At 73.7% G+C, this 24790-nt stretch carries 23 protein-coding genes, 2 pseudogenes and 1 riboswitch; of the genes and pseudogenes, 20 read left to right on the top strand and 5 right to left on the bottom strand.

Translation table 11 applies throughout. The features are described 5' to 3' along the window. Positions 1-127: 127 nt before the first annotated feature. From rplS to DMB38_RS27445, 11 genes and pseudogenes are all read left to right on the top strand, one after another. Positions 128-475: a 50S ribosomal protein L19 gene (gene rplS / locus DMB38_RS27395; RefSeq protein WP_047018333.1), complete on the top strand. Its 348-nt coding sequence runs from the start codon at positions 128-130 to the stop codon at positions 473-475. Between the two features lie 46 nt (positions 476-521). Beyond that, entirely contained in the window at positions 522-1244 is a 723-nt protein-coding gene (gene lepB / locus DMB38_RS27400) for a signal peptidase I (protein ID WP_125937385.1), read from the top strand. 330 nt (positions 1245-1574) lie between these two features. Then, a pseudogene (gene lepB / locus DMB38_RS37205) lies at positions 1575-2481 on the top strand (signal peptidase I); the annotation flags it as partial. Beyond that, the gene (lepB, locus tag DMB38_RS37210) at positions 2426-3526 is read left to right on the top strand and encodes a signal peptidase I (RefSeq protein ID WP_240662496.1); all 1101 of its coding nucleotides are present in this window, start codon (positions 2426-2428) and stop codon (positions 3524-3526) included. The pseudogene lepB (DMB38_RS37205) and the gene lepB (DMB38_RS37210), both read left to right, overlap by 56 nt. Before the next feature lie 270 nt (positions 3527-3796). Further along, a pseudogene (gene lepB / locus DMB38_RS27415) lies at positions 3797-4521 on the top strand (signal peptidase I). Next, entirely contained in the window at positions 4518-4835 is a 318-nt protein-coding gene (locus DMB38_RS27420; protein ID WP_101421213.1) for a DUF2469 domain-containing protein, read from the top strand. Before lepB (DMB38_RS27415) ends, DMB38_RS27420 begins: the two are co-directional and overlap by 4 nt. Positions 4836-4953: 118 nt before the next feature. Next, positions 4954-5316 (top strand): YraN family protein, encoded by a 363-nt coding sequence (locus DMB38_RS27425; RefSeq protein WP_047018338.1) that lies wholly within the window; start codon positions 4954-4956, stop codon positions 5314-5316. Next, on the top strand, positions 5316-6938 hold the full coding sequence (locus DMB38_RS27430) for a YifB family Mg chelatase-like AAA ATPase (protein WP_125937387.1): 1623 nt from the start codon (positions 5316-5318) through the stop codon (positions 6936-6938). Before DMB38_RS27425 ends, DMB38_RS27430 begins: the two co-directional genes overlap by 1 nt. Next, positions 6935-8374 (top strand): DNA-processing protein DprA, encoded by a 1440-nt coding sequence (gene dprA, locus DMB38_RS27435; RefSeq protein WP_240662497.1) that lies wholly within the window; start codon positions 6935-6937, stop codon positions 8372-8374. Before DMB38_RS27430 ends, dprA begins: the two co-directional genes overlap by 4 nt. 319 nt (positions 8375-8693) lie before the next feature. Beyond that, positions 8694-9503 (top strand): RNA polymerase sigma factor WhiG, encoded by an 810-nt coding sequence (gene whiG, locus DMB38_RS27440; protein WP_047018340.1) that lies wholly within the window; start codon positions 8694-8696, stop codon positions 9501-9503. Positions 9504-9554: 51 nt separating this feature from the next. Next, positions 9555-10109: a TetR/AcrR family transcriptional regulator gene (locus DMB38_RS27445; protein WP_125939311.1), complete on the top strand. Its 555-nt coding sequence runs from the start codon at positions 9555-9557 to the stop codon at positions 10107-10109. 22 nt (positions 10110-10131) lie between these two features. Here the strand turns inward: DMB38_RS27445 and DMB38_RS27450 are convergent, their stop codons facing one another. Next, positions 10132-10896 carry a M23 family metallopeptidase gene (locus DMB38_RS27450; protein ID WP_125937388.1) on the bottom strand — a complete coding sequence of 255 codons (765 nt, stop codon included), beginning with the start codon at positions 10894-10896 and terminating at the stop codon, positions 10132-10134. Between the two features lie 327 nt (positions 10897-11223). Here DMB38_RS27450 and rpsB point away from each other — a divergent pair, with 327 nt between their 5' ends. The 9 genes from rpsB to DMB38_RS27495 all read left to right on the top strand — a co-directional run bounded on the left by rpsB (position 11224) and on the right by DMB38_RS27495 (position 21013). Beyond that, the gene (gene rpsB / locus DMB38_RS27455; RefSeq protein WP_125937389.1) at positions 11224-12195 is read left to right on the top strand and encodes a 30S ribosomal protein S2; all 972 of its coding nucleotides are present in this window, start codon (positions 11224-11226) and stop codon (positions 12193-12195) included. Positions 12196-12240: 45 nt separating this feature from the next. Further along, a complete protein-coding gene (gene tsf / locus DMB38_RS27460; RefSeq protein ID WP_125937390.1) occupies positions 12241-13074 on the top strand; it encodes a translation elongation factor Ts in 834 nt (277 codons plus the stop codon). 280 nt (positions 13075-13354) lie between these two features. Continuing rightward, the gene (pyrH, locus tag DMB38_RS27465) at positions 13355-14146 is read left to right on the top strand and encodes a UMP kinase (RefSeq protein ID WP_125937391.1); all 792 of its coding nucleotides are present in this window, start codon (positions 13355-13357) and stop codon (positions 14144-14146) included. Positions 14147-14244: 98 nt separating this feature from the next. Then, positions 14245-14802 (top strand): ribosome recycling factor, encoded by a 558-nt coding sequence (gene frr / locus DMB38_RS27470; protein ID WP_047018345.1) that lies wholly within the window; start codon positions 14245-14247, stop codon positions 14800-14802. A gap of 71 nt (positions 14803-14873) precedes the next feature. After that, positions 14874-15803 (top strand): phosphatidate cytidylyltransferase, encoded by a 930-nt coding sequence (locus tag DMB38_RS27475; RefSeq protein WP_125937392.1) that lies wholly within the window; start codon positions 14874-14876, stop codon positions 15801-15803. A 130-nt stretch (positions 15804-15933) separates the two neighbouring features. Then, the gene (rlmN, locus tag DMB38_RS27480) at positions 15934-17052 is read left to right on the top strand and encodes a 23S rRNA (adenine(2503)-C(2))-methyltransferase RlmN (RefSeq protein ID WP_125937393.1); all 1119 of its coding nucleotides are present in this window, start codon (positions 15934-15936) and stop codon (positions 17050-17052) included. 14 nt (positions 17053-17066) lie between these two features. Further along, positions 17067-17177, top strand: a riboswitch (TPP riboswitch). Between the two features lie 37 nt (positions 17178-17214). Next, a complete protein-coding gene (locus tag DMB38_RS27485) occupies positions 17215-18273 on the top strand; it encodes a thiamine ABC transporter substrate-binding protein (RefSeq protein WP_125937394.1) in 1059 nt (352 codons plus the stop codon). Positions 18274-18389: 116 nt separating this feature from the next. Continuing rightward, on the top strand, positions 18390-19994 hold the full coding sequence (locus tag DMB38_RS27490; protein WP_125939312.1) for an iron ABC transporter permease: 1605 nt from the start codon (positions 18390-18392) through the stop codon (positions 19992-19994). Next, on the top strand, positions 19994-21013 hold the full coding sequence (locus DMB38_RS27495; protein ID WP_125937395.1) for an ABC transporter ATP-binding protein: 1020 nt from the start codon (positions 19994-19996) through the stop codon (positions 21011-21013). The genes DMB38_RS27490 and DMB38_RS27495 overlap by 1 nt, the downstream gene beginning before the upstream one ends. 32 nt (positions 21014-21045) lie before the next feature. Here the strand turns inward: DMB38_RS27495 and DMB38_RS27500 are convergent, their stop codons facing one another. The 4 genes from DMB38_RS27500 to DMB38_RS27515 are packed head-to-tail and all read right to left on the bottom strand — an operon-like array spanning position 21046 to position 24669. Beyond that, complete coding sequence (locus DMB38_RS27500; RefSeq protein ID WP_125937396.1) at positions 21046-22236, bottom strand: ABC transporter permease; 1191 nt, start codon at positions 22234-22236, stop codon at positions 21046-21048. A gap of 20 nt (positions 22237-22256) precedes the next feature. Further along, complete coding sequence (locus tag DMB38_RS27505; protein ID WP_125937397.1) at positions 22257-22928, bottom strand: ABC transporter ATP-binding protein; 672 nt, start codon at positions 22926-22928, stop codon at positions 22257-22259. Continuing rightward, on the bottom strand, positions 22925-24124 hold the full coding sequence (locus tag DMB38_RS27510) for a peptidoglycan-binding protein (protein ID WP_125937398.1): 1200 nt from the start codon (positions 24122-24124) through the stop codon (positions 22925-22927). Before DMB38_RS27510 ends, DMB38_RS27505 begins: the two co-directional genes overlap by 4 nt. Next, entirely contained in the window at positions 24121-24669 is a 549-nt protein-coding gene (locus DMB38_RS27515; RefSeq protein ID WP_125937399.1) for a hypothetical protein, read from the bottom strand. Before DMB38_RS27515 ends, DMB38_RS27510 begins: the two co-directional genes overlap by 4 nt. Between the last annotated feature and the right edge of the window lie 121 nt (positions 24670-24790).

A 24790-nucleotide genomic window follows, 5' to 3' on the forward strand; every position in this document is an offset into this window, starting at 1 on the left:
TGCCTGCCGTCCGACGCGGCGCCCCTGCCACAGGGGGACATGACGCCCGTACGACGCTGCAGCATCCTCTGTCCCACTTCGGACTCTTGTCGATGACCTGTGGCATCGGCGAAGAAAGCAGACGGTCATGAACCTTCTCGAAAGCGTCGACGCAGCCTCCCTGCGCGACGACATCCCGCCCTTCCGGCCCGGTGACACGGTCAACGTGCACGTGCGCGTCATCGAGGGCAACCGCTCCCGTGTCCAGCAGTTCAAGGGTGTCGTCATCCGCCGGCAGGGCGCCGGGGTCCGCGAGTCCTTCACGGTCCGCAAGGTCAGCTTCGGCGTCGGCGTCGAGCGCACCTTCCCCGTGCACACCCCGGTCGTCGAGAAGATCGAGCTGGTGACCCGCGGCCAGGTCCGCCGCGCCAAGCTGTACTACCTGCGCGACCTCCGCGGCAAGGCCGCGAAGATCAAGGAGAAGCGCGAGAGCTGACGCGGCCGGTCCACGCGGGCGAATCGCCATATTAGGCTTCGCTGCGATGGACACTGAGCTGCGGCCCGAGGAGCGCGACGACTCCTCCTCCCCGGAGTCCGGGCGGGAGGGGTCCTCGCGCTCCTCTTTTCTCCGTCTGCTGCGCTGGGCCGTTGCCCTCGCGGCCACCTTCACCGTCCTCGGGCTGCTCGTCAGCGCCTTCGTCGTGCAGCCGTTCCTGGTGCCGAGCAGTTCCATGGAGCCGGTTCTCCAGCCCGGCGACCGGGTATTGGTGAACAAGCTCGCTTACGCGTTCGGGGACGAACCGGAGCGCGGAGACGTTGTCGTCTTCGACGGCTCGGGGACCTTCGCCGCCGCCGGTGACGGCGGGGGTGCGGTGCCGGGCCTGCTGCGCAGGGCCGGCGCGGCCACCGGCCTCGCGGAGCCCGAAGGCACCGACTACGTCAAGCGCGTCATCGGTGTCGGCGGTGACCGCGTGATCTGCTGCGACGCACGGGGGAGGGTGAAGGTGAACGGAAAGCCGCTCGATGAGCGGGAGTACCTGTATCCGGGCGACGCCCCGTCGCTGGTCGAGTTCGACGTCATCGTGCCGCCCGGCCGGCTCTGGGTCATGGGCGACCACCGCAGCGACTCCCGCGACTCCCGCGATCACCTCGGGTCGCCCGGGGGCGGCACGATCTCGGTGGAGAAGGTGATCGGCAGGGCGGACTGGCGGGGGTGGCCGCCGGACCGGGCCGGCTCGCTGGGACGGCCGGGATATGGGGGGTAGCCACGCGCGTCACGCGGGCGGCGGCGGCCGGGAGGACCGCCGCGGCGCGGGGGCGGGCCGGGGCGCCGGGATCCGCACGGGAGCAGCGGCGGTGGCGGGTACGGGGGCGGGGATCCGTACGGACGCGGGGGCGGCGGAGATCCGTACGGTCCGGGCGGCGGATACGGCGAAGGACCGTACGGCGCGGACAGCGGGCACGGCGAGGGCCCTCCGTACGGACGGGACGGCGGGCAGGGCGACGGCACGTACGCCCCGGGCGGCGACGATCCGTACGAGCCGGAGAGCGGCCCGCGCAGCCCCGCCGGTGAGGAGGGTCCGCGGCTCGGCGGGCGCGCGGAGCGCCGCAAGGCGGCCAAGCGGGCGCGGCGGCGCAGAACCCGTTCGCGGATAAAGGAGATCCCGCTCATCATCGGCGCGGCCATGCTGATCGCGCTGGGCGTCAAGACCTTCCTGCTGCAGGCGTTCGTCATCCCCTCCGGATCCATGGAACAGACGATCCGGATCGGCGACCGGGTCGTCGTGGACAAGCTCACGCCCTGGTTCGGCGCGAAGCCGGAGCGCGGCGACATCGTCGTCTTCAAGGACCCCGGCGGCTGGCTCAGCAACCGGGAGGAGGACCGGCTCGACGACCCCGTGGGCGTCGCGCAGGTCAAGGACGTGCTGACGTTCATCGGGCTGCTGCCCTCGGAGCACGAACAGGACCTGATCAAGCGGGTCGTGGCGGTCGGCGGCGACCGCGTGGTCTGCTGCGACGACGGCGGGCGGGTCACGGTCAACGGCACCGCGCTGGTGGAGCCGTACCTGCACCCCGGGGACAAGCCGTCGCAGCGGACCTTCGACGTGACCGTGCCGGACGGCCGGATCTTCGTCATGGGCGACCACCGCTCCAACTCCGCCGACTCGCGCTACCACCTGGACGGTCCGTACCAGGGGACGATCGCGGAAGAGGACGTCGTGGGCAGGGCCATGGCCATCGCCTGGCCGCTCGGTCACTGGGACAAATTCGACTCACCGGACACCTATGCCTCGGTTCCGGAGTCGGACGCGCAGACGAATAAGGTGTCCTCGAAAGAAGTGGGCCGAATGGAGCCCCTCCCGACTCCTGCGGAACTCTCGCTCGTTATGGGAGTGGTGGGCCTGCACCTGACCAGGGGCAGGCAGCGGCAAGGTGAGGAGTGGATGTGGGGGACGTGGCAGTCAGCGCCCGGTCCGGTCACGAGGATCCCGAAGACCGGCCCGGTCAGGGGCGCGCGCAGCAGCCGGCTGCCGGCCCTCCTGGCAGCCCTCCGGAGCAGGCGGCCGGCGGCCCGGCGGACACCGCGTGGGACGGCGCCCCCCGACCCTCACTCGGCAAGGACGGTGTCCCGCAGGACGCCGCGGCCGGCGCTCCCGGCGGCCCTGCGGCGACGGAAGCGGGAGCGATGAGCGACGGCGGGGACGGCAGCGGCGGGAGCAGCAGCGGGGGGGAGGACGCGGACGGCGGCGGCGCGGCCGCCGCGGGCGGGAAGAAGCAGCGTTCCTTCTGGAAGGAACTGCCGATCCTCATCCTCGTCGCGCTGGTGCTCGCGCTGATCATCAAGACCTTCCTGGTCCAGGCGTTCTCCATCCCCTCCAACTCCATGCAGGACACGCTGCAGGTCGGCGACCGCGTGCTGGTGGACAAGCTCACGCCGTGGTTCGGCGCCGAGCCGGAGCGCGGCGAGGTCGTCGTCTTCCACGACCCGGGCGGCTGGCTGAACGAGGCGCCGTCGTCGGACTCCGGGCCCGTGCTCGAAGGCATCCAGAAGGGGCTGAGCTTCATCGGCCTCATGCCCTCGGCGGAGGAGCAGGACCTCATCAAGCGCGTCATCGCGGTCGGCGGCGACACCGTGGAGTGCAAGGGCGTCGGCCCGGTGAAGGTGAACGGCAAGGCGCTGGACGAGACTTCGTACATCTTCCCCGGCGACACCCCCTGCGAGGACAACGACTTCGGTCCCGTGAAGGTGCCGGAGGGCAAGCTGTGGGTGATGGGCGACCACCGGCAGGACTCGCTGGACTCCCGCTACCACGAGAAGTCGCCGGACAAGGGCTTCGTCGACGAGGACCTGGTCGTCGGGCGGGCCATCGCGCGGGCCTGGCCGATCGACCGCTGGGGCACCCTGCCGGTGCCGGGCACCTTCGACCAGCCGGGGCTGAACGCCGCGGCGGGGGCCGCGCCGGCGGCGCTGGGGCTGGCCGGAGCGGTGCCGCTGGTGCTGTGGCGGCGGCGCCGGCTGATCCGCAAGGCGGACCTGAACGACTGAGGCGAGCCGGGGCCGGGCCGCTCCCGGCCGGGCCGCTTGCTCAGGGTGCGCGGGGGGCACGGGGCCGTCCGGGTGATGTGATCGCCGGGCCCGCGGCGGCTTCCGAGCCGTATGCGACCCGCCTGGCCTGCGGATTCACGGGCGCGGGCCGGTGCCGAGGCGGGGCCGGGCGTCGCTGATCACGGTGGTTCACCGAGCGGGCTGACTGCCTGCCGGGCCTCTGGGTAGTGTGCGCCCATGAGCAGCAGCGGAGCCGGGCGCAGGGGGAACATGCTGTCGGGCCTGGCCGTGGCGGTCGGGTGCGTGCTGTTCCTCGGCGGCTTCGCCTGGGGCGCCGCGGTGTACGTGCCGTACACCGTGCCGACGTCCTCCATGGCACCCACCGTCGCCTCCGGCGACCGGGTGCTGGCCGAGCGGATCTCGGGCGACGAGGTGCGCCGCGGCGACGTCGTGGTCTTCGAGGACGCGGCGTGGGGGGATCTGCCCATGGTCAAGCGGGTCGTGGCGGTCGGCGGTGACACGGTCCGCTGCTGCGACGCGCAGGGGCGGCTGACGGTCGACGATGTGCCGGTCACGGAGCGGTACGTCACGGAGAGTCAGCGCGCGGCTCAGGAGGACTTCCCCGCGACGACCGTGCCCGAGGGAATGATCTTCCTCCTCGGCGACCACCGCGGGGACTCCGTCGACTCCCGCAGCCATCTGGCCGAATCGGGCGGCGGAGCCATACCCCGCGACGCCGTCAGAAGCCGGGTCGACGCGACGGCGTGGCCGCTGGGCAGCGCGGGCATGCTGGAGCGCCCGGACGGCTTCGCGGCGCTGCCCGGGGGATCTCCGAGCCCGGCCCGCTGGGGCCACTGCTGCTCGCGGTCGTCGCCGGGGCGGCGCTGATCCTGGGCGGCGCCGCCTACGGGCCGGTTTCCGGCTATGCCCGGGCCCGTCGTGCCCGGGGGACGCACAATGGGGTCACGCACAGGCGGAAGGGGAACGTGCCATGAGCGCCGAGGACCTCGAGAAGTACGAGACCGAGATGGAGCTGAAGCTCTACCGGGAGTACCGCGACGTCGTCGGTCTGTTCAAATACGTGATCGAGACCGAGCGGCGTTTCTACCTCACCAACGACTACGAGATGCAGGTCCACTCGGTCCAGGGCGAGGTGTTCTTCGAGGTGTCGATGGCGGACGCCTGGGTCTGGGACATGTACCGGCCGGCCCGTTTCGTCAAGCAGGTGCGGGTGCTCACGTTCAAGGATGTGAACATCGAGGAGCTGAGCAAGTCCGACCTGGAGATGCCCTCCGACGACCTCGGCTGAGCTCCCCTCCTCCGTCACCCTCATGGGTGAGGGAGTTGTCCACAACCCGCCGGTTATCCACCAAGATCAACAACTTTTCCCGCGCCACGACACAGTCGGACGCGGGAGGTGGTGCCCGATGCCGAAGCAGCGGCAGGCGCTCGGACAGTACGGGGAACGGATCGCGGAGCGGCGGCTCGTCCAGGCGGGAATGACCGTCCTGGCGCGGAACTGGAGATGCAGCGACGGCGAGATCGACATCGTCGCGCTCGACGGCGAGGCCCTCGTCGTCTGCGAGGTCAAGACCAGACGGGAAGGCGGCTGGGAGCATCCGATGGCCGGCGTCCCGCCGGCCAAGGCGGACCGGCTCCGGCGGCTCGCCGAAGCCTGGGCACTGCGGCACGGCGGCGTCCCGCCGGGCGGCATGCGGATCGACGTCGTCGGCGTGGTGCTGCCGGACCGCGGCGCCCCCGTCGTCGAGCACGTGCGGGGGGCCGCCTGATGGCCTTCGCCCGCACGTGCTCGGTCGCCCTCGTCGGCGTCGAGGGCGTCGTCGTCGAGATCCAGGCCGACCTGGAGCCGGGGGTCGCGACGTTCACGCTGGTCGGGCTCCCCGACAAGAGCCTCACGGAAAGCCGCGACCGGGTGCGCGCCGCCGTCGTCAACTCCGGCGTCGACTGGCCGCAGAAGAAGCTCACCGTCGGCCTCAGCCCCGCCGCCGTACCCAAATCCGGCAGCGGATTCGACCTCGGCATCGCCTGCGCCACCCTCGGCGCCGCCGGACGCATCGCGCCCGACGCCCTCACCGGGCTCGTCATGGTCGGCGAGCTGAGCCTCGACGGCCGCGTCCGGCCCGTCCCCGGCGTGCTGCCCGCCGTGCTCGCCGCCGCGGAGGCAGGCTGCCGCCAGGTCGTCGTCCCCGAGGCCGCCGCGGGCGAGGCCACCCTCGTCCCCGACGTCTCCGTCCTCGGCGTCCGCAGCCTGCGCCAGCTCATCGCCATCCTCAACGACGAACCGCCCCCCGACGAGCCCGCGGAAACCGGCGGCGCCCCGGCCGTCCCGTCCGCCCGGCTCGCCGTGCCCGGAGCCGGCTGGTGCACCCCGGCGGCCCTCGGCCCCGGCGCGTACCGCCCCGACCTCGCCGACGTCGCGGGGCAGCACCGGGCCCGCTTCGCCCTGGAAGTCGCCGCCGCGGGCGGCCATCACCTGTACCTGAAGGGCCCCCCGGGAGCGGGCAAGACGATGCTCGCCGAACGGCTGCCCGGGCTGCTGCCGCCCCTGACCGAGACCGAGGCGCTCGAAGTGACCGCCATCCACTCGGTGGCCGGCACCCTGCCCGCGGGCCAGCCCCTCGTCGGCGAAGCCCCCTACGCCGCCCCGCACCACTCCGCGACCCTGCCCGCCCTCATCGGCGGCGGCAACGCGCTGCCCAAGCCGGGAGCCGTCTCCCTGGCCCACCGCGGCGTGCTCTTCTTGGACGAAGCGCCCGAATTCAGCGGCCGGATCCTCGACGCCCTCAGACAGCCCCTGGAGTCCGGTCACGTCGTCGTGGCCCGGTCCGCGGGCGTCGTCCAGTTCCCCGCCCGCTTCCTCATGGTCCTCGCCGCCAACCCCTGCCCCTGCGGCCGCTTCGCCCGCCAGGAAGGCGGCTGCGAATGCCCGCCCATGGCCATCCGGCGCTACCAGGGCCGGCTCACCGGCCCGCTCCTCGACCGCGTCGACCTCCGGGTCGCCGTCGACGCCGTCAGCCGCGCCGAGCTCTCGGCCGATGGTGAACGCGCCGAGCCCACCGCCGAAGCCGCCGCCCGGGTCCTGGCCGCCCGCGACCGCGCCGCCGCGCGCTACGCGGGCACCGCCTGGCGCACCAACGGCGAAGTCCCCGGCCACGAGCTGCGGCGCCGCTGGCACCCCGCCCCCGGCGTCCTCGCCCCGGCGGAACGCGACCTCGAACGCGGCCTGCTCACCGCCCGCGGCCTCGATCGGGTCCTCCGCGTCGCCTGGACCATCGCCGACCTCGCGGGCCACGACCGCCCGGGGCCCGAGGACGTCGCCGCGGCCCTGGAACTCCGCACGGGAGTGCCCCGAGGCGCCCGTACCCAGGCAACGAGGGAGCCCGTCGAATGAATGCGACCGAGAAACTCGCCTGGAAGCCGCGCAGCGGCCTGCCGAGCGGTGCATGCGCGGGCCCGGCGGCCGATCCGGCGCCGGGAGAGGAGGGCCCGCCGCCTGCTGCGCCGGTGCCTCCGGCCGAGGGGCAGAGCGGGCCGTCCGGCCCGGTCGCGGGACCGGTGCCGGGCGCGATGCGGACCCCGGCCGCCTGGCCACGGCGCGGCCGGGGCTCCGGCACCCGGCCGGCGGCCCGTAGCCGCCAGGGGACGGAGCCCGCGCCCGCAGCGGGCCCGGCTGAACCCGCGGAGCGAGGCGCGGAGCGCGACGGGGAGCGGTTGGCGCGGGTCGCGCTGACGCGGCTCGTCGAGCCCGGAGACGAGGTCGCCGGAAGGTGGCTGCGTACGCACGGGGCCGTGGCGCTCATGCGCTGGGTGACCGGCGACGCCCCGCCGCCCTCACCGGAGGCCGAGACCCGGCTGGTCCGCTACCGGCGGCGGCTCGGCGGACCCGGCCCCCGGCAGGACCTCGCCGCCGCCGAAGCCGTCGGAGCGCGGTTCGTCTGCCCCGGCGACCCCGAATGGCCCCGGCAGCTCGACGACCTCGCCGCCGCCAGACCCCTCGGCCTCTGGGTCCGCGGCCGCGCCGACCTCCGGCTCTGGGCGCTGAAGTCCGTCGCCGTCGTCGGCGCCCGCGCCTGCACCGAGTACGGCGCCCACGTCGCCGCGACGCTCGCCGCCGGCCTCGCCCACGCCGGGTGGACCGTCGTCTCCGGCTCCGCCTACGGCATCGACGCCGCCGCCCACCGCGGCGCCCTCGCCGCCACCGGAGCCACCGTCGGCGTACTGGCCTGCGGCGTCGACCGGGTCTACCCGCCCGGCCACAGCGAGCTCCTCGGCCGCGTCGCCGAACAGGGCCTCATCGTCGCCGAACTCGCCCCCGGCGACCATCCCACCCGGTCGCGCTTCCTCCTGCGCAACCGCGTCATGGCGGCCCTCACCCGCGGCACCGTCGTCGTCGAGGCCGAGCGCCGCAGCGGCTCCCTCGTCACCGCCCGCTGGGCGCAGCGCCTCGGCCGCCCGACGATGGGCGTACCGGGCCCGGTGACCTCCGGGCTCTCCTCAGGGGTGCACGAGCTGCTGCGCGGCGAGGCAGAGCTCGTCACCGAGGCGGCCGAAGTCGTCGAGCTGGTCGGCCGCATCGGTGCGGACCTCGCCCCGGTCCGCCGCGGCCCCGTCGTACCACGCGATCTGCTCCCGCCCGCCACCGCACGAGTGCTCGAAGCACTCCCCGGTCGGGGTACAGCGCCGCTGGAACAGATCGCACAAGAGGCGGGCACGGAGCGCGACGAAGCCTTGGGCAGGCTTCATGAGCTGCAGTCCCTCGGATTCGTCCGCCGCGACGGCACCGGCTGGCGGCTGGCCCCGCGCTCCAGCGAGCACCCCAAAAGGTGACGAGCCGTTCCTTGACCTGGGACGTTCGGGTGAAAGGGTGGGGGAGATGCAAACCGACCCCCACCCGGTGCCGCGGCGGCCGTCCCCCCGCTGTGACCTCCTGATAACCCGCAGGTGCGGTCCGCGGAACGAATCTGCGTACTCATGAAGAGCCGTCAGTCGCAGAATGCGACCGTACGGTCACGCTACGCTCGCGGAACGTTCCCGCATTCCCCACGGCGTCACCCTCCCCGCTCCGCCCCCTCCCCACACCCGCTCGCTCCCCCCACGGCCCCCACCGAACCCAGTCCCCCACCAGAACGGTTCAAGGCGACGACGCATGCCCCAGCACATCTCCGGGTCCGACCGTGCCGCATCACGCACAGCACCCTCGTCGGTCGACGAGCTGTGGCGGTCGTACAAGGAGACGCGTGACGGCCGGCTGCGCGAGCAGCTCATCCTCCACTACTCGCCCCTGGTGAAGTACGTCGCGGGACGCGTCAGCGTCGGCCTGCCGTCCAACGTGGAACAGGCCGACTTCGTCTCCTCCGGAGTCTTCGGGCTCATCGACGCCATCGAGAAGTTCGACCCCGAGCGCGCCATCAAGTTCGAGACGTACGCCATCACCCGCATCCGCGGTGCGATGATCGACGAGCTCCGGGCGCTGGACTGGATCCCCCGCTCCGTACGGCAGAAGGCCCGCGCCGTCGAGCGCGCCTACGCCACCCTCGAAGCCGCCCTCCGCCGCACCCCCTCGGAAGCCGAGGTCGCCGCCGAGATGGGCATCCAGCTCGAAGAGCTGCACGGGGTTTTCAGCCAGCTTTCCCTCGCCAACGTCGTCGCCCTCGAAGAACTGCTGCACGTCAGCTCCGACAACGGCGACCGGCTCAGCCTCATGGACACCCTCGAGGACACCGCCGCCGACGACCCCGTCGAGGTCGCCGAGGACCGCGAGCTGCGCCGGCTCCTCGCCCGCGCCGTGAACACCCTGCCCGACCGGGAGAAGACCGTCGTCACCCTCTACTACTACGAGGGCCTCACGCTCGCCGAGATCGGCCAGGTCCTCGGCGTCACCGAGAGCAGGGTCAGCCAGATCCACACCAAGTCCGTCCTGCAGTTGCGCGCGAAGCTGGCCGACTCGGGCGGCTGAACGGCCGCCGCGGTCTAAAGTTGGACCGTGCCGAAGATTCGAGCGGCCTCCGTGGCCGAGCACCGGACCATGCAGCACGGCGCGCTGCTCGACGCCGCGCGCGAACTCCTCGGCGAGGGCGGCACCGAAGCGCTGAACTTCGCCGCGCTCGCCGAGCGCACCGGCCTCGCACGCTCGTCCGTGTACGAGTACTTCCGCAGCCGGGCCGCCGTGGTCGAGGAACTGTGCGCCGTCGACTTCCCGCGCTGGGCGGCCGAGGTGGAGGCGGCCATGGAGCGCGCCGACACCCCGGAGGCCAAGGTCGAGGCGTACGTACGCACCCAGCTCGCGCTGGTCGGCGACCGCCGCCACCGGGCCGTCGTCGCCATCTCCGCGGGCGAACTCGACGCCGGCGCCCGGGAGAAGATCCGCGCCGCGCACGGCGGGCTCGTCACCATGGTCGTCGCGGCCCTGGCGGACCTCGGCCACGACGAACCCCGCCTCGCCGCCACCCTCCTCCAGGGGGTCGTCGACGCGGCCGTCCGCCGCACCGAACTCGGCACCGACGCCCCGGAGACCGTCGCCGACACGGCCGTCGCCGTGGCCCTCCACGGCGCCGCCCGCTGACGGCACCGCCCTCGTCGCGGCGTCAGCCGCCGCCCGCGGGCGGCGGGACGCCGAACACCGGCAGCAGCCGGGCATGGCCCGCGGTGAGCAGCCCGGGCGGCAGCAGCGACAGCGGGTCGAGGTAGACCGGGCCGCGGCGCAGCCCCCAGTGCAGACAGGCCGTCGCGCAGTGGTACCCGCCGCCCTGCAGATGTCCGATGACCTGCCCTTTCCCGACCCGCTCGCCCTTGCGTACGGCGGGCACCACCGGCTCGTACGTGGTGCGCAGCGGCGGGCGGCCCGTGCCCGGATGGTCGACGGCCAGCACCCCGCGCCCCGCCACCCGCCCCGCGAACGAACCCCGCCCCGCCGCCGCGGCCCGCACCGGCTGCCCCGCCGATGCCCGCAGATCGACCCCGCGATGGCCCGGGCCGTACGGCGACCGCGGCGCCTCGAACCCCCGCTCCACCACCGGCCGCCCCCGCGGCCCCCCGTCAACCGGCCACACCGCCTCCACCCCGGGGGCCGTCGGCTCGGCCGGCGCCGCGGCCGGCCGCCCCGGACCGGTGGACCGCCCGCCGGGCGCGGACGTCTCCCGTATCCCCCGTTCCCCCCGCCCCGCCCCCGCCCCCTCCCCACCCGCCTCCGCCTCCGCCTCCGCCGCTGTGTCGGCCGTCGTGTCCGCCGGCGTGAACGGGGGTGCGGGCCAGGCGCCCGCCGTCAGGGCCGCGGCGAGCCCGGCCGCGAGCGCCCACCGCGCCCCGCGGCCAGGGACGCCGGCCGCGCGGGGTTCGCGTCGTCCGTTCATGGGGGGAGTCTGGCCGAGGGCCGGGAGAGCTTGGGGATCATGGACGGATTCTGTGGATAACCGGCCGGTTGTGGACAACCCGGGGCGGGGGACCGCCCGGAGACCCGCCCGGGGACCGGGCTTCGTGGCGCAGGCGGGTGACGCCGTCCCGTACACTTCTGGTGGCGACCCGGCTCTCCGGGTCGACTTCGCACGCCCCGCCACCTGCCTGAAGGTGGCCGCGTCACTCGGTCCTCCGGCTCCCGCCGGAGGCGCGACGCGCAGGGGCGTCAGGAGCGGTGGCCGGCCGGCCGCCGCGCACAACCGAGACACACGAGGAGTACGGCCATGGCCGTCGTCACGATGCGGGAGCTGCTGGAAAGCGGCGTCCACTTCGGGCACCAGACCCGCCGTTGGAACCCGAAGATGAAGCGCTTCATCTTCACCGAGCGCAACGGCATCTACATCATCGACCTCCTGCAGTCGCTGTCGTACATCGACCGCGCCTACGAGTTCGTGAAGGAGACCGTCGCGCACGGCGGCACCATCATGTTCGTGGGCACGAAGAAGCAGGCCCAGGAAGCCATCGCCGAGCAGGCCACCCGCGTCGGCATGCCGTACGTGAACCAGCGCTGGCTGGGCGGCATGCTCACCAACTTCTCCACGGTCCACAAGCGGCTGCAGCGCCTCAAGGAGCTGGAGGCCATCGACTTCGAGGACGTGGCCGCCTCCGGCCTCACCAAGAAGGAACTGCTGGTCCTCTCCCGTGAGAAGGCCAAGCTGGAGAAGACCCTCGGCGGCATCCGCGACATGCAGAAGGTGCCGAGCGCCGTCTGGATCGTGGACACGAAGAAGGAGCACATCGCCGTCGGCGAGGCGCGCAAGCTGCGCATCCCGGTCGTCGCGATCCTCGACACCAACTGCGACCCCGACGAGGTCGACTACAAGATCCCGGGCAACGACGACGCGATCCGCTCCGTCACGCTGCTGACCCGCGTCATCGCCGACGCCGTCGCCGAGGGTCTGATCGCCCGCTCCGGTGCCGCCACCGGTGACGAGAAGGCCGTCAAGACCGACGCCGAGCCGCTCGCCGAGTGGGAGCGCGACCTTCTCGCCGGCGAGAAGGACGGCAAGACCGCGCCGGCCGCCCCGGCCGAGAAGACGGACGAGGCCGCCGCCGAGGCCGAGGTGCAGGTCTCCGCCGAGACCGCCAAGGTCGCCGACGCCGAGCAGGCCGACGAGACCCCCGCCCCGGCCGCCGAGCAGGCCACCGAGGCCGCCGAGGGCACGCAGCCCGCCGGCGACGCCCCGCAGGCCTGATCCGCCGATCCCAGTCACCCGTCGAGAAGAGAAAACCACCGAATCATGGCGAACTTCACCGCCGCCGACGTCAAGAAGCTCCGGGAGCTCACCGGCGCCGGCATGATGGACTGCAAGAAGGCGCTGGAAGAGGCCGAGGGCGACGTCGACAAGGCCGTGGAGCTGCTCCGCGTCAAGGGCCAGAAGGGCGTCGCCAAGCGTGAGGGCCGCTCCGCCGAGAACGGCGCCGTCGTCTCCCTGATCGCCGACGACAACTCCTCCGGCGTCCTGCTGGAGCTGAAGTGCGAGACCGACTTCGTCGCCAAGGGCGACAAGTTCATCGCCGTCGCCGACGCCCTCGCCGAGCACGTCGCGGCCACCAAGCCGGCCGACCTGGAGGCGCTGCTCGCCTCCGAGATCGACGGCAAGACCGTCCAGGCGTACGTGGACGAGGCCAACGCCACCCTCGGCGAGAAGATCGTCCTCGACCGCTTCGCGCGCTTCGAGGGCGCCTACGTGGGCACGTACATGCACCGCACCATGCCCGACCTGCCGCCGCAGGTCGGCGTGCTCGTCGAGCTGGACAAGGCCGACCCGCAGACGGCCAAGGAGGTGGCGCAGCACATCGCCGCCTTCAGCCCGCGCTGGCTGAGCCGCGAGGAGGTCCCGGCCGACACGGTGGAGAACGAGCGCCGCGTCGCCGAGGCCACCTCCCGCGAGGAGGGCAAGCCGGAGGCCGCGCTGCCGAAGATCGTCGAGGGCCGGGTGAACGGCTTCTTCAAGGAGAACGTGCTGCTGGACCAGCCGTTCGCCAAGGACCCGAAGAAGTCGGTGCGGAAGGTGCTCGACGAGGCCGGCGCGCAGGTGATCCGCTTCGCGCGCATCCGCGTCGGCGCCTGAGCACCGGCGCCACCGGCGGGCACCGTGCGCCCGGCGCGCGCAAGCGCGACCGGACGGCGCGCGCCGCGATCCGGCGCACGCGGGGCGGGTCGCCGCGGCGTACGGGGCGCACGGTGTACGGCGAACGGCCACCGGCCCCGCTAGGGTCGGGTTGAGTTGTTGCGGGCCGGTGCGGGGGACCGCCGCCGGGCCGCGGAAGTGACGAGGAGGCCATTGCCGGGAATGGGTGGATGAGAACCCCACGGCGATGGCCTCTTTCGCATGCGCACGAGGAGACTTCATGAACGAGGACGCCGACGCGGACCACGGCCACCGGGAGAAGGCGGACAAAGGCCACCATACGAAGAGGGACAGCTCGCGCTTCCTGCTGAAGCTGTCCGGCGAGGCGTTCTCCGGCGGCGGGGACCTCGGCGTCGACCCGGACGTCGTGCACGCCATCGCCCGCGAGGTCGCGGCCGTCGTCCGCGACGGGTACGAGATCGCGGTGGTGATCGGCGGCGGCAACTTCTTCCGCGGCGCCGAACTGCAGCAGCGCGGCATGGACCGGGCCCGCTCCGACTACATGGGCATGCTCGGCACGGTCATGAACTGCCTCGCCCTGCAGGACTTCCTGGAGAAGGAAGGCATCGACTCCCGGGTGCAGACGGCGATCACCATGGGCCAGGTCGCCGAGCCGTACATCCCGCTGCGCGCCATCCGGCACATGCAGAAGGGCCGCGTCGTCATCTTCGGCGCCGGCATGGGCATGCCCTACTTCTCCACGGACACCACCGCCGCGCAGCGCGCCCTGGAGATCCACGCCGAGGCCCTGCTCATGGGGAAGAACGGCGTCGACGGGGTCTACGACTCCGACCCCAAGAAGAACCCCGACGCGGTGAAGTTCGACGCGCTCGGATACGGCGAGGTCATCACCCGTGACCTCAAGGTCGCCGACGCCACGGCCGTCACCCTGTGCCGCGACAACGAACTGCCCATCCTCGTCTTCGAGCTGCTGAAGGAGGGCAACATCGCCCGGGCGGTGCGGGGTGAGAAGATCGGTACGCTCGTGAGCGCGCACGGCAGCCGGGTCTGAGGGATGGACAACGGCCTGCCGGTCGGACACCGTGCAGGCATGGTACGGGCGGACGGGAGCACTCCCGTTCCGTTCACGGATGAGACCAGGAGCCAGTGGTGATCGAAGAGACCCTCCTCGAAGCCGAGGAGAAGATGGAGAAGGCCGTCGTGGTCGCCAAGGAGGACCTCGCCGCGATCCGCACCGGGCGGGCGCATCCGGCGATGTTCAACAAGATCACGGCGGATTACTACGGGGCCCAGACCCCCATCAACCAGCTCGCGTCGTTCTCGGTGCCGGAGCCGCGGATGGCGGTGGTGACCCCGTTCGACAAGAGCGCCCTGCGCAACATCGAGCAGGCGATCCGCGACTCCGACCTCGGCGTCAACCCCTCCAACGACGGCAACATCATCCGGGTGGTCTTCCCGCAGCTCACCGAGGAGCGCCGCAAGGAGTTCATCAAGGTCGCCAGGGCCAAGGGCGAGGACGCGCGGATCGCCATCCGCTCCGTACGCCGCAAGGCCAAGGAGACCATCGACAAGGCCGTCAAGGACGGCGAGATCGGTGAGGACGAGGGCCGCCGCGGCGAGAAGGAGCTCGACGACACCACCCACAAGTACGTGGCCCAGGTCGACGAGCTGCTCAAGCACAAGGAAGCAGAGCTGCTCGAGGTCTGATGAACGACTCCTCCAGGGGGGCCCCGGCGGGTCCCGTGTACGGCGGGGGTGAAAGGGCGCAGACTCCGCGCATGCCCATCGTGTCCGGCGACGCCCCTGCCGACGAACCCTCCCCAGGTCCCTCCGGGGGATCCGGCGCCCCGGGCGATCCCTCCACCCCGCCGCCGCCCGCTCCCAAGCGGCGCCGCGGCGGCCGGGACCTCGGCGCGGCCATAGGCGTCGGGCTCGGCCTCGGCGCCATCGTGCTGGCCACGCTCTTCGTCGTGAAAGTGCTCTTCCTCGGCGTCATCGTCGTCGCGGTGGCGGTCGGGCTGTGGGAGCTGACGTCGCGGCTGGCGGAGGTCCGCGGCATCCGCACGCCGCTGGTGCCGCTGGTGCTCGGCGGCATCGCCATGGTCATCGCCGGGTACGCGGCCGGCGCCGAGGGCGCCGGAGCGGCCCTCGCGCTCACCGCCCTCGCCGTCCCCGTCTGGCGGCTGACGCGCCCCGCGGAGGACTACCTCCGCGACGTCACCGCCGGCGTCTTCGCCGCGTTCTACGTGCCGTTCCTCGCCTCCTTCGTCGCCCTGATGCTCGCCGCGGACGACGACGGGCCGCAGCGGGTGCTGACATTCCTGATCCTCACGGTGATCAGCGACACCGGCGCGTACGCCGTGGGCTACAAGCTCGGCCGCAACAAACTCGCCCCGCGCATCAGCCCCGGCAAGACCCGCGAGGGCCTGGGCGGCGCGCTGGCCTTCGCGATGGCGGCGGGCGCGGTGTGCATGGAACTGCTCATCGACGACGGCCGCTGGTGGCAGGGGCTCCTGCTGGGCGCCGCGGCAGCCGCCTCGGCGACGCTCGGCGACCTCGCCGAGTCGATGATCAAACGGGACCTCGGCATCAAGGACATGGGCACGCTGCTCCCCGGCCACGGCGGGATCATGGACCGGCTGGACTCGCTGCTGCCGACGGCGCCGGTGGTCTGGCTGCTGATGGTGATCTTCGTCGGCGCGGGCTGACCCGGCCGCCGCCTCCCCCCTCCCGGGGCGCGGTTTCGGTGAGCGCCGGCCAGTGGGCTCGTAGCGACGAATCAGGGCGTTCGGGGATGAGGCGGGCGGGGGTGAATCCGTCTGCGACACTGGTACGGCTATGCCGAAGCCAGGAGAGCTCACCTTCGCCGTCCCCCGTGGTGCCAAGAAGCCGCCGCGGCACCTCGCCGACCTCACCCCCGCCGAGCGCCGCGACGCCGTCGCCGAGCTGGGGGAGAAGCCGTTCCGTGCCGCGCAGCTCTCGCGCCACTACTTCGCGCGCTACGCGGCCGACCCGGCCGGCTGGACCGACGTGCCCGCCGCATCCCGGGCGAAGCTCGCCGAGGGGCTGCTGCCCGAGCTGATGACCGTCGTACGGCATCTGAGCTGCGACGGCGACACCACCCGCAAGACCCTCTGGCGGCTCTTCGACGGCACGCTGGTCGAGTCGGTGCTCATGCGCTACCCCGACCGCGTCACCATGTGCATCTCCTCGCAGGCCGGCTGCGGCATGAACTGCCCGTTCTGCGCCACCGGCCAGGCCGGGCTCACCCGCAACCTGTCCACCGCCGAGATCGTCCACCAGATCGTCGACGGCATGCGCGCCCTGCGCGACGGCGAGGTGCCCGGTGGCCCGGCGCGGCTGTCCAACATCGTCTTCATGGGCATGGGCGAGCCGCTGGCGAACTACAACCGCGTGCTGTCGGCCATCCGCCGCCTCACCGACCCCGAGCCCGACGGGCTCGGGCTCTCCCAGCGCGGCATCACCGTCTCCACCGTCGGCCTCGTGCCCGCCATGCACCGCTTCGCCGACGAGGGGCTCAAGTGCCGCCTCGCCGTCTCCCTGCACGCGCCCGACGACGAGCTGCGCGACACCCTCGTGCCCGTCAACACACGCTGGCAGGTCCGCGAGGTCCTCGACGCCGCCTGGGAGTACGCCGCCCGCTCCGGCCGCCGCGTCTCCATCGAGTACGCGCTCATCAAGGACATCAACGACCAGGCATGGCGCGCCGACCTCCTCGGCCGCCTCCTCAAGGGCCGCCGCGCGCACGTCAACCTCATCCCGCTCAACCCCACCCCCGGCTCCAAGTGGACCGCCTCCCGGCCCGAGGACGAGCGGGCGTTCGTCGCCGCCCTGGAGGCCCACGGCGTGCCCGTGACCGTACGGGACACCCGCGGCCAGGAGATCGAGGGCGCCTGCGGGCAGCTCGCCGCCTCCGCGGCCGACACCCCCGCCTGATACCGTTCACGTGTACACACCGACAGGGGAGCGCTCGCAGCGCTGAGAGTGCGGCACCGTCCAGGCCGCAGACCCTCGAACCTCGCCCAGGTCATTCTGGGTAGGAAGTTCGGTCGAGACTCTGCTGCTGCCCGGGCTGCCCGCCGCCACGAAAGCAGCCCGATGAAGCGCATCGTCACCACCGCCCTGGCCGCGTCCCTCGCCCTGGGCCTGGCCGCCTGCGGCTCGGACTCCGGCGACGGATCCGGGTCCGGCGCGGGCGACAAGAGCGTCACCCTCGTCACCCACGACTCCTTCGCCGTCTCCGACGGCGTGCTGAAGGCGTTCGAGAAGCAGTCCGGGTACACGGTCGACATCCTCAAGGGCAAGGACGCCGGCTCCGCCGTCAACCAGGCCGTCCTCTCCAAGGACAACCCCCAGGGCGACGTCTTCTTCGGCATCGACAACACGCTGCTCTCCCGCGGCCTCGACAACGGCATCTTCACGCCGTACGAGGCGAAGGGGCTCGACCGCATACCCGGGGAACTCCAGCTCGACGCGGACGAACACCGTGTCACCCCCGTCGACTACGGCGACGTCTGCGTCAACTACGACCGCGCGTACTTCGAGGAGAAGAACCTCGACCCGCCGCAGACCTTCGACGACCTCGCCGACCCCCGCTACAAGGACCTCCTCGTCACCGAGAACGCCGCCACCTCCTCCCCGGGCCTGGCCTTCCTCCTCGCCACCGCCGACGAGTACGGCGAGGAGGGCTGGGAGGACTACTGGGGCAAGCTGCGGGAGAACGGCGTCGAGGTCGTCGACGGCTGGGAGCAGGCGTACTACGAGCGCTTCTCCGGCGCCGGCAAGGGCGACAAGCCGCTCGTCGTCTCGTACGCCTCCAGCCCGCCCGTGCTCGACATGGAGTCCCGGCCCCAGGAGGCCACCACCGGGGTGTCCACCGGCACCTGCTTCCGCCAGATCGAGTTCGCCGGGCTGCTCGCCAACGCCGGCAACGCCGAAGGCGGCAAGGCCCTCATCGACTTCCTCATCGGCGAGCGGTTCCAGCAGGACATGCCGCTGAACATGTTCGTCCACCCCGTGCGCGAGGACACCGCGCTGCCCGAGGTCTTCACCCGCTACGGCGAGGAGATCGCCGACCCCCACACCCTCGACCCGGCGACCGTCGACGACAACCGGGAGCAGTGGATCAAGACGTGGACCTCGCTGGTCGTGAAGTGACCCGGGCCGCGGGCCGCGGCAAGACGGACACCGGACCGGGTACGGGTACGCCGACCGGACCGGCGGCGGGCGCGCGCCGCCGCCGGATACGCGGGGCGGCCGGGCGGCTCGCGCTTATGGCCGTACCCGCCGCGTTCCTCGGCGTCTTCTTCGCCTACCCCGTGAGCGCCATCGTCGCCCGCGGGCTGCGCGAGGGCGGCCGCTGGCAGTTCGGCCGCATCCCCGACGTCCTCGGCGACCCGGACATCCTCGGCGTCCTCTGGTTCACCCTCTGGCAGGCCGCCGCCTCCACCGGGCTCACCCTCGTCCTCGCGCTGCCCGCCGCGTACGTCTTCGCCCGCTTCGACTTTCCCGGCAAGCAACTGCTGCGCGCCCTGGTCACCGTGCCGTTCGTGATGCCCACCGTCGTCGTCGGCTCCGCCTTCCTCGCGCTCACCGGCCGCGGCGGCGTCCTCGACGGGTGGTGGGGCATACGGCTGGACACCACCGTGTGGGCCATCCTCCTCGCCCACGTCTTCTTCAACTTCGCCGTCGTCGTACGGACCGTCGGCGGCCTGTGGGCCCAGCTCGACCCGCGCCAGGAAGAAGCCGCCCGAGTCCTCGGCGCCGGCCGCCTCGCCGCCTGGCGGCACGTCACCCTGCCCGCGCTCGGCCCCGCCGTCGCCGCCGCGGCCCTCATGGTCTTCCTCTTCACCTTCACCTCCTTCGGCGTCATCCAGATCCTCGGCGGCCCCGCCTACGCCACCCTCGAAGTCGAGATCTACCGCCAGACCGCCGACTTCCTCGACCTGCCCACCGCCGCGGTCCTCTCCCTCCTCCAACTCGCCGCCGTCGCCGCCGTCCTGGCCGTGCACGCCTGGACCGTACGCCGCCGGGAGACCGCGCTGCGCCTCGTCGCCCCCGAGACCACCGCCCGCCGCCCCCGCGGCGCCGGCGAACGCGCCCTCCTCGGCGGCGTCGTCGCCCTCGTCACCGTGCTCCTCCTCGCGCCGCTCGCCGTCCTCGTCGAACGCTCCTTCGCCACCCCCGGCGGCCACGGCCCCGGCTTCTACCGCGCGCTCCAGGAGAGCGACGGCACGTTCGCCGTCCCGCCGCTGGAAGCCGTCGGCAACTCCCTCGCCTACGCCGCCGTCGCCACCGTCATCGCCGTCGTCGTCGGCGGCCTCGCCGCGGCCGCCGTCACCCGCCGCGCCGGGCCCCTCGTCCGCGGCTTCGACGCGTTGCTCATGCTGCCGCTGGGCACCTCCGCCGTCACCGTCGGCTTCGGCTTCCTCATCGCCCTCGACAGCCCGCCGCTCGACCTCAGGTCCTCCTGGATCCTCGTGCCGCTCGCGCAGGCGCTGGTCGGCGTCCCCTTCGTCGTACGGACCATGCTGCCCGTGCTGCGCGCCGTCGACGACCGGCTGCGGGAGGCCGCCGCCGTGCTCGGGGCGTCACCGCTGCGGGCCTGGCGGGAGGTCGACCTGCCGCTGGTGCGGCGGGCGGTGCTCGTCGCCGCCGGCTTCGCGTTCGCGGTCTCCCTCGGCGAGTTCGGGGCGACCGTCTTCATCGCCGGGCCCGACCGGCCGACGCTGCCGGTCGCCGTCGCGCGGCTCCTCGGGCGGGCCGGGGAGACCAACTACGGGCAGGCGATGGCGCTGAGCACCATCCTCATGGCGGTGTGCGCGGCCTCGCTGCTGCTGCTGGAACGGGTCCGCAAGAACCAGGCGGGAGAGTTCTGATGCTCGTACTCGACGACGTCACCGTGCGCTACGGCGCCCGCGCCGCGGTCGACGGGATCGCCCTCGACGTCGCGGACCGCGAGATCGTCAGCGTCCTCGGGCCCAGCGGCAGCGGCAAGTCCACGCTGCTGCGGGCGGTGGCCGGGCTGCAGCCCGTCGCCGGCGGGCGGGTGCTGCTCGGCGGCCGGGACCTGGCCGGGGTGCCGGCGCACCGGCGGGGGGTGGGGCTGATGTTCCAGGACCAGCAGTTGTTCCCGCACCGGGACGTGGCCGGGAACGTGTCCTTCGGGCTGCGCATGCACGGGGCCTCGCGGGCGGCGGCCCGGGAGCGGGTGGCGGAACTGCTGTCGCTCGTCGGGCTGCCGGGGGCGCAGCGGCGGGCCGTGGGGGCGCTGTCGGGCGGGGAGCAGCAGCGGGTGGCGCTGGCGCGGGCGCTGGCGCCGTCGCCGCACCTGCTGATGCTCGACGAGCCGCTGGGGCAGTTGGACCGGTCGCTGCGGGAGCGGCTGGTGGTGGAGCTGCGGCAGCTCTTCGGGCGGCTGGGCACGACGGTGCTGGCGGTCACGCACGACCAGGGGGAGGCGTTCGCGCTCTCCGACCGGGTGGTGGTGATGCGGGAGGGGCGCGTGGCGCAGACCGGAACGCCGGTGGAGGTGTGGGAGCGGCCGGCGGACGAGTTCGTGGCGCGGTTCCTGGGCTTTGCGAACGTCGTACGGGGGACGGTGCGCGGATCGGCGGCGGAGACGCCGTGGGGGCGGGTGGGGGTGGCCGATTCCGGGGTCTCGGGGGAGCACGCGCTGCTGGTACGGCCGGCGGGGGTACGGGTTCGCCCGGCGGGCACGGGGCTGGACTGCGCGGTGGTGGGGCGGACCTTCCGGGGGGACCACGTGCTGCTGACGCTGCGACCGGTGAGGGGACCGGAGCTGGAGTCGTCGGTGGCCCTGCGGGGTGCGCCGGAGGCGGGGGCACGGGTGGGGGTGGAGTTCGACCCGTCGGAGGTGGTGGTACTCGGGGGGTGAGGGCCCCACATCACCCCCACCCCCCACTCCCGCTACGGCGTTGCCAGGGCCGTTGTCGGGGAGAGGCGGCTGGCGTGGAGGGCGGGGTAGAGGCCCGCCAGGGCGCCCACCGTCAGGGTGGCCGCCAGGCCGCCTGCCAGGGTCCACGCCGGGATCACCGGCGGCCAGGACTGCGACGCCGCGTACGACGCCGTCACCGCCGCCCCCAGGAGCGCGCCCGCCGCGCCCCCCAGGGCCGACAGCAGCAGCGACTCCGCCAGGAACTGCGTGCGGATGTGGCCCCGGGTGGCGCCCAGGGCGCGGCGCAGGCCGATCTCCGCGCGGCGTTCCAGCACCGAGATGACCATCGTGTTCGCCACCCCCACGCCGCCCACCAGCAGCGCCACCGCGCCCACCCCCAGCAGGAGCCGCGTGAACGCCTCGCCCGCCGCGCGCTTCGCCGCCAGCGCGTCCGACGGGCGCGAGACCTCCACCTCGTTCGGCGCCGCCGGGTTCGCCGTCGCGCCCAGCACCGACTGGACCTCCTCCACGGCCGCGTCCGCCGACCTCGTGTAGACCGTCGTCGCCCGGCCGTCGAAGCCCAGCCGGTCCTTCGCCGCCCGCCACCCCACCAGCGCCCCGGTGTCCAGTTCCGGTGCCAGCGGCGCCGGCTCCAGGATCCCCACCACCGTGAACCACTCGCCGCCCACCAGTACCCGCACCTCCGGTGCCGCCCGGCCCACGCCCAGCCGCTCCGCCGCCGTCGCGCCCAGCACCACCGCCGGATAGCGCGCCGTCGCCGCGTTCAGCCAGGTGCCGGTACGGAGCCGCGCGCCCGTCGCCTCCGGGAGGCCGGTGCGTGCCGCGTACGCGGCCAGACCGCCCGTCTCCGCCTCCGGGACCCGGTCCGTGCGGTAGACGTGCGCGTCCGGGACCTGGCCGATCGCCGACACCGACGTCACCGGGCCGATCCTGGCCACCATGGACTCCGCCCGCGCCGGCAGCTTCGCCTGCCCGCCGCTCATCGTCCGGCCCGGCGAGACCGTCAGCAGGTTCGTGCCCAGCGAGGCGAGCGTACGGTCCAGATCCGCCCGCGAACTCGACGAGATCCCCACCACCGCCACCATCGCCGCGATCCCGATCGCGATCCCCAGCGCCGACAGCACCGCCCGCAGCGGCCGCGTCCGCAGCCCCACCGCCCCGCCGCGCACCACGTCCCCCGGCCGGAGGACCGCGGGTGGCATCTCCTCAGCCGGCCTTCCCTTCACTTCGCCCTCGCCCCCTCCTGCTCCAGCCTGCCGTCCCGCAACCGCACCTGCCGCGGCAGCGACGCCGCCAGCTCCCGCTCGTGCGTGATCACCACCACCGTCGTCCCCGCCGCGTTCAGCTCCCGCAGCAGTTCCACCACCCCCGCGCCCGACGCCGTGTCCAGTGCCCCCGTCGGCTCGTCCGCCAGCAGCAGCGGCGGGTCGCCCGCCACCGCGCGGGCCACCGCGACGCGCTGCCGCTCGCCGCCCGACAGCTCGTGCGGCCTGTGCTCCATGCGGTGGGCCAGGCCCACCCGGTGCAGCACCCCCGCCGCGCGGCGGCGGCGCTCCGCCGGGCGCAGGCCGGTGTAGAGGAGGCCGTCGGCGACGTTGTCGAGGGCCGACGTGCCGCCCGCGAGGTGGAACTGCTGGAAGACGAAGCCGATCCGGTGGGCCCGCAGCGCGGACAGGCCGGCGTCGGACAGCGCGCCCGCGTCGTACCCCGCGATCCGCACCCCGCCCGACGTGGGGCGGTCCAGGGTGCCCAGGACGTGGAGCATCGTCGACTTCCCCGACCCCGACGGGCCGGTGACGGCGACGAGTTCGCCCGCGGCCACGCGCAGGGAGACCCCGGCGAGCGCGGTGACGCCGCCCGGGTAGGTCTTCACCACGTTCGTCAGCTCGATCACCGCGGCATGCCCACCTTCGTGCCCGCGGTCAGGCCCTCGCCCGAGACCTCGACCCGGCCGCCGGCGAAGAGGCCCGTCTCCACCGGTACGTACCGGGTCGTGCCGTCCGTCACCACCTCCACGCCGAAGCCGCCCTCCGCCAGCGCCAGCAGCGCCGCGACCGGCACCGTCAGCACGTTCTCGCGCCGGCCCGCGGTGAAGTCCACGTGCACGCCCGCCTCGTCGTACGCGGACGCCGCCTTTCGCGCCTCCGCGCCCTCGAGCCGGACGACGACCTCCACCACTGTCCGCGCCTCCTGCTCGCCGTCGGCCGGCCGCGTCCGTACGGACACCTCCGCGACCGTGCCGCGCACCGTCCGCCCGTCCGGCAGCTCCACGCCCGCCTTCGCGCCCCGCCGCGCGAGCCGCCGGTCGGCGACGTCCAGTTCCGCGGTGACGGCCACGTCGGTGCCGGTGTACGTGAGGACGTCGGCGCCCGGTGCGACGAGGTCGCCGCGCTGCGCGTCGACGCTCGCCACCACGACCGGGCCCGGCGCGAACACCACCTGCCCCGGCTCCACCCGGCCCGTCGCCCCGGCGCCCAGGTCGGCCTGCCAGTCGCGGACGGCGGCGGCCGTGGCGCCGGAGTAGGCGTCGTCCACGGTGAAGCCGGTGTAGCCGAGGGCGCTCAGGTTGCGCTCGAGCTGCGCCACGTCCGTGCCCTCGGCGCCCGGTGCCAGCGCGCGGTACGCGGGCAGGTCCCCGTACAGCAGGGTCACCGGCTCGTCGTCCAGCTCGTACAGCGCCTCGCCGCGGGTCACCCGCGCGCCCGCGCGCGGCAGTTCCGTCAGCGTGCCGTCGGTGCGGGCGGCGGCGCCGGTGGCCGGGCCGTGGCCCAGCTCGGCGTCGGCGCTCCGGGTGTCGACCAGGGTGCCACGGGTCACCTCGGCGGTGGCCGGGGGCAGGTCGCCGTCGGCGGCGCCGGCCGGGTCGCCGGTGCCGCCGAGGCCGAGCCCGGCCGCCGCGGCGCCGCCCGTCGCGGCGAGGAACACCGCCCCGGCGGCGATCCGCCGCCGCCTGCGGCGGTGCCGGCCGCGGCGCGGCGGAGACGGATCCGCCCCGGGGCCGCCGGCGGTCGGGTCCGCGGCCGGTCGGTCCGCCGCGGGCGGGTCCCCGGGGCCCGGCTCCTGCCGGGAGGCGGCGGGTTGCGCCGTCATTCGCCCTCCACCTCGTTCGTGGAGCTCTCGCCCTCGCCCGCCGGCATCAGCTTCTTGCACGCCTTCGCCGCCCCGTCGTAGTCCGGGTCCCGCTCGATCGCGCCGTCCATCTGCAGCCCGCCGCCCGGCACCGGATCCGGGAACTCCGCCACACCGTTGCTCCGCATGCAGCGCGCGTACGCGCGCAGCTTCTCCTCCAGCTCCTTGCTGATCGGGTCGTTCTTCGAGAGGGTCGCCGGGTCGTACTCCCGGCACGCCTCCATGGCGCGCTCCGCCTTCGCCTTGCCGACGCCGTCCATGTTCAGGTTCACGCCCTGCCCGGGCTCCGGGTCCCGGACGTCCACGCCGTTCTCCCGCAGGCACCGCGCGAACTGCAGCATCTGCTCGTCCATGTCGTCCGCGACCGGGTCCTTCCCGCCGCTCTTCTTCTCCTCGCCGCCCGCGGTCGCCACCGTCCCGTCGCCGCCGCCGGAGCCGCAGCCCGCGAGGGCCAGGGTGAGCGCCAGCGGCAGGGCCGCGAGCGCGGTGCGCGTACGTCGTCGCATCGTCGTCTCCGCTCCTTCGGGGCGCGGGCGCAAGCCGCCCGCGCCGTACGGGCCGATGCAACGCGGCGGCGCGTTTCCCCGCCGTTTCCGCCGTACGCCCCCGTCTCCTAACGGCGAGGAA

This window comes from Streptomyces sp. WAC 06738, assembly GCF_003945505.1.
Lineage (GTDB): Bacteria > Actinomycetota > Actinomycetes > Streptomycetales > Streptomycetaceae > Streptomyces.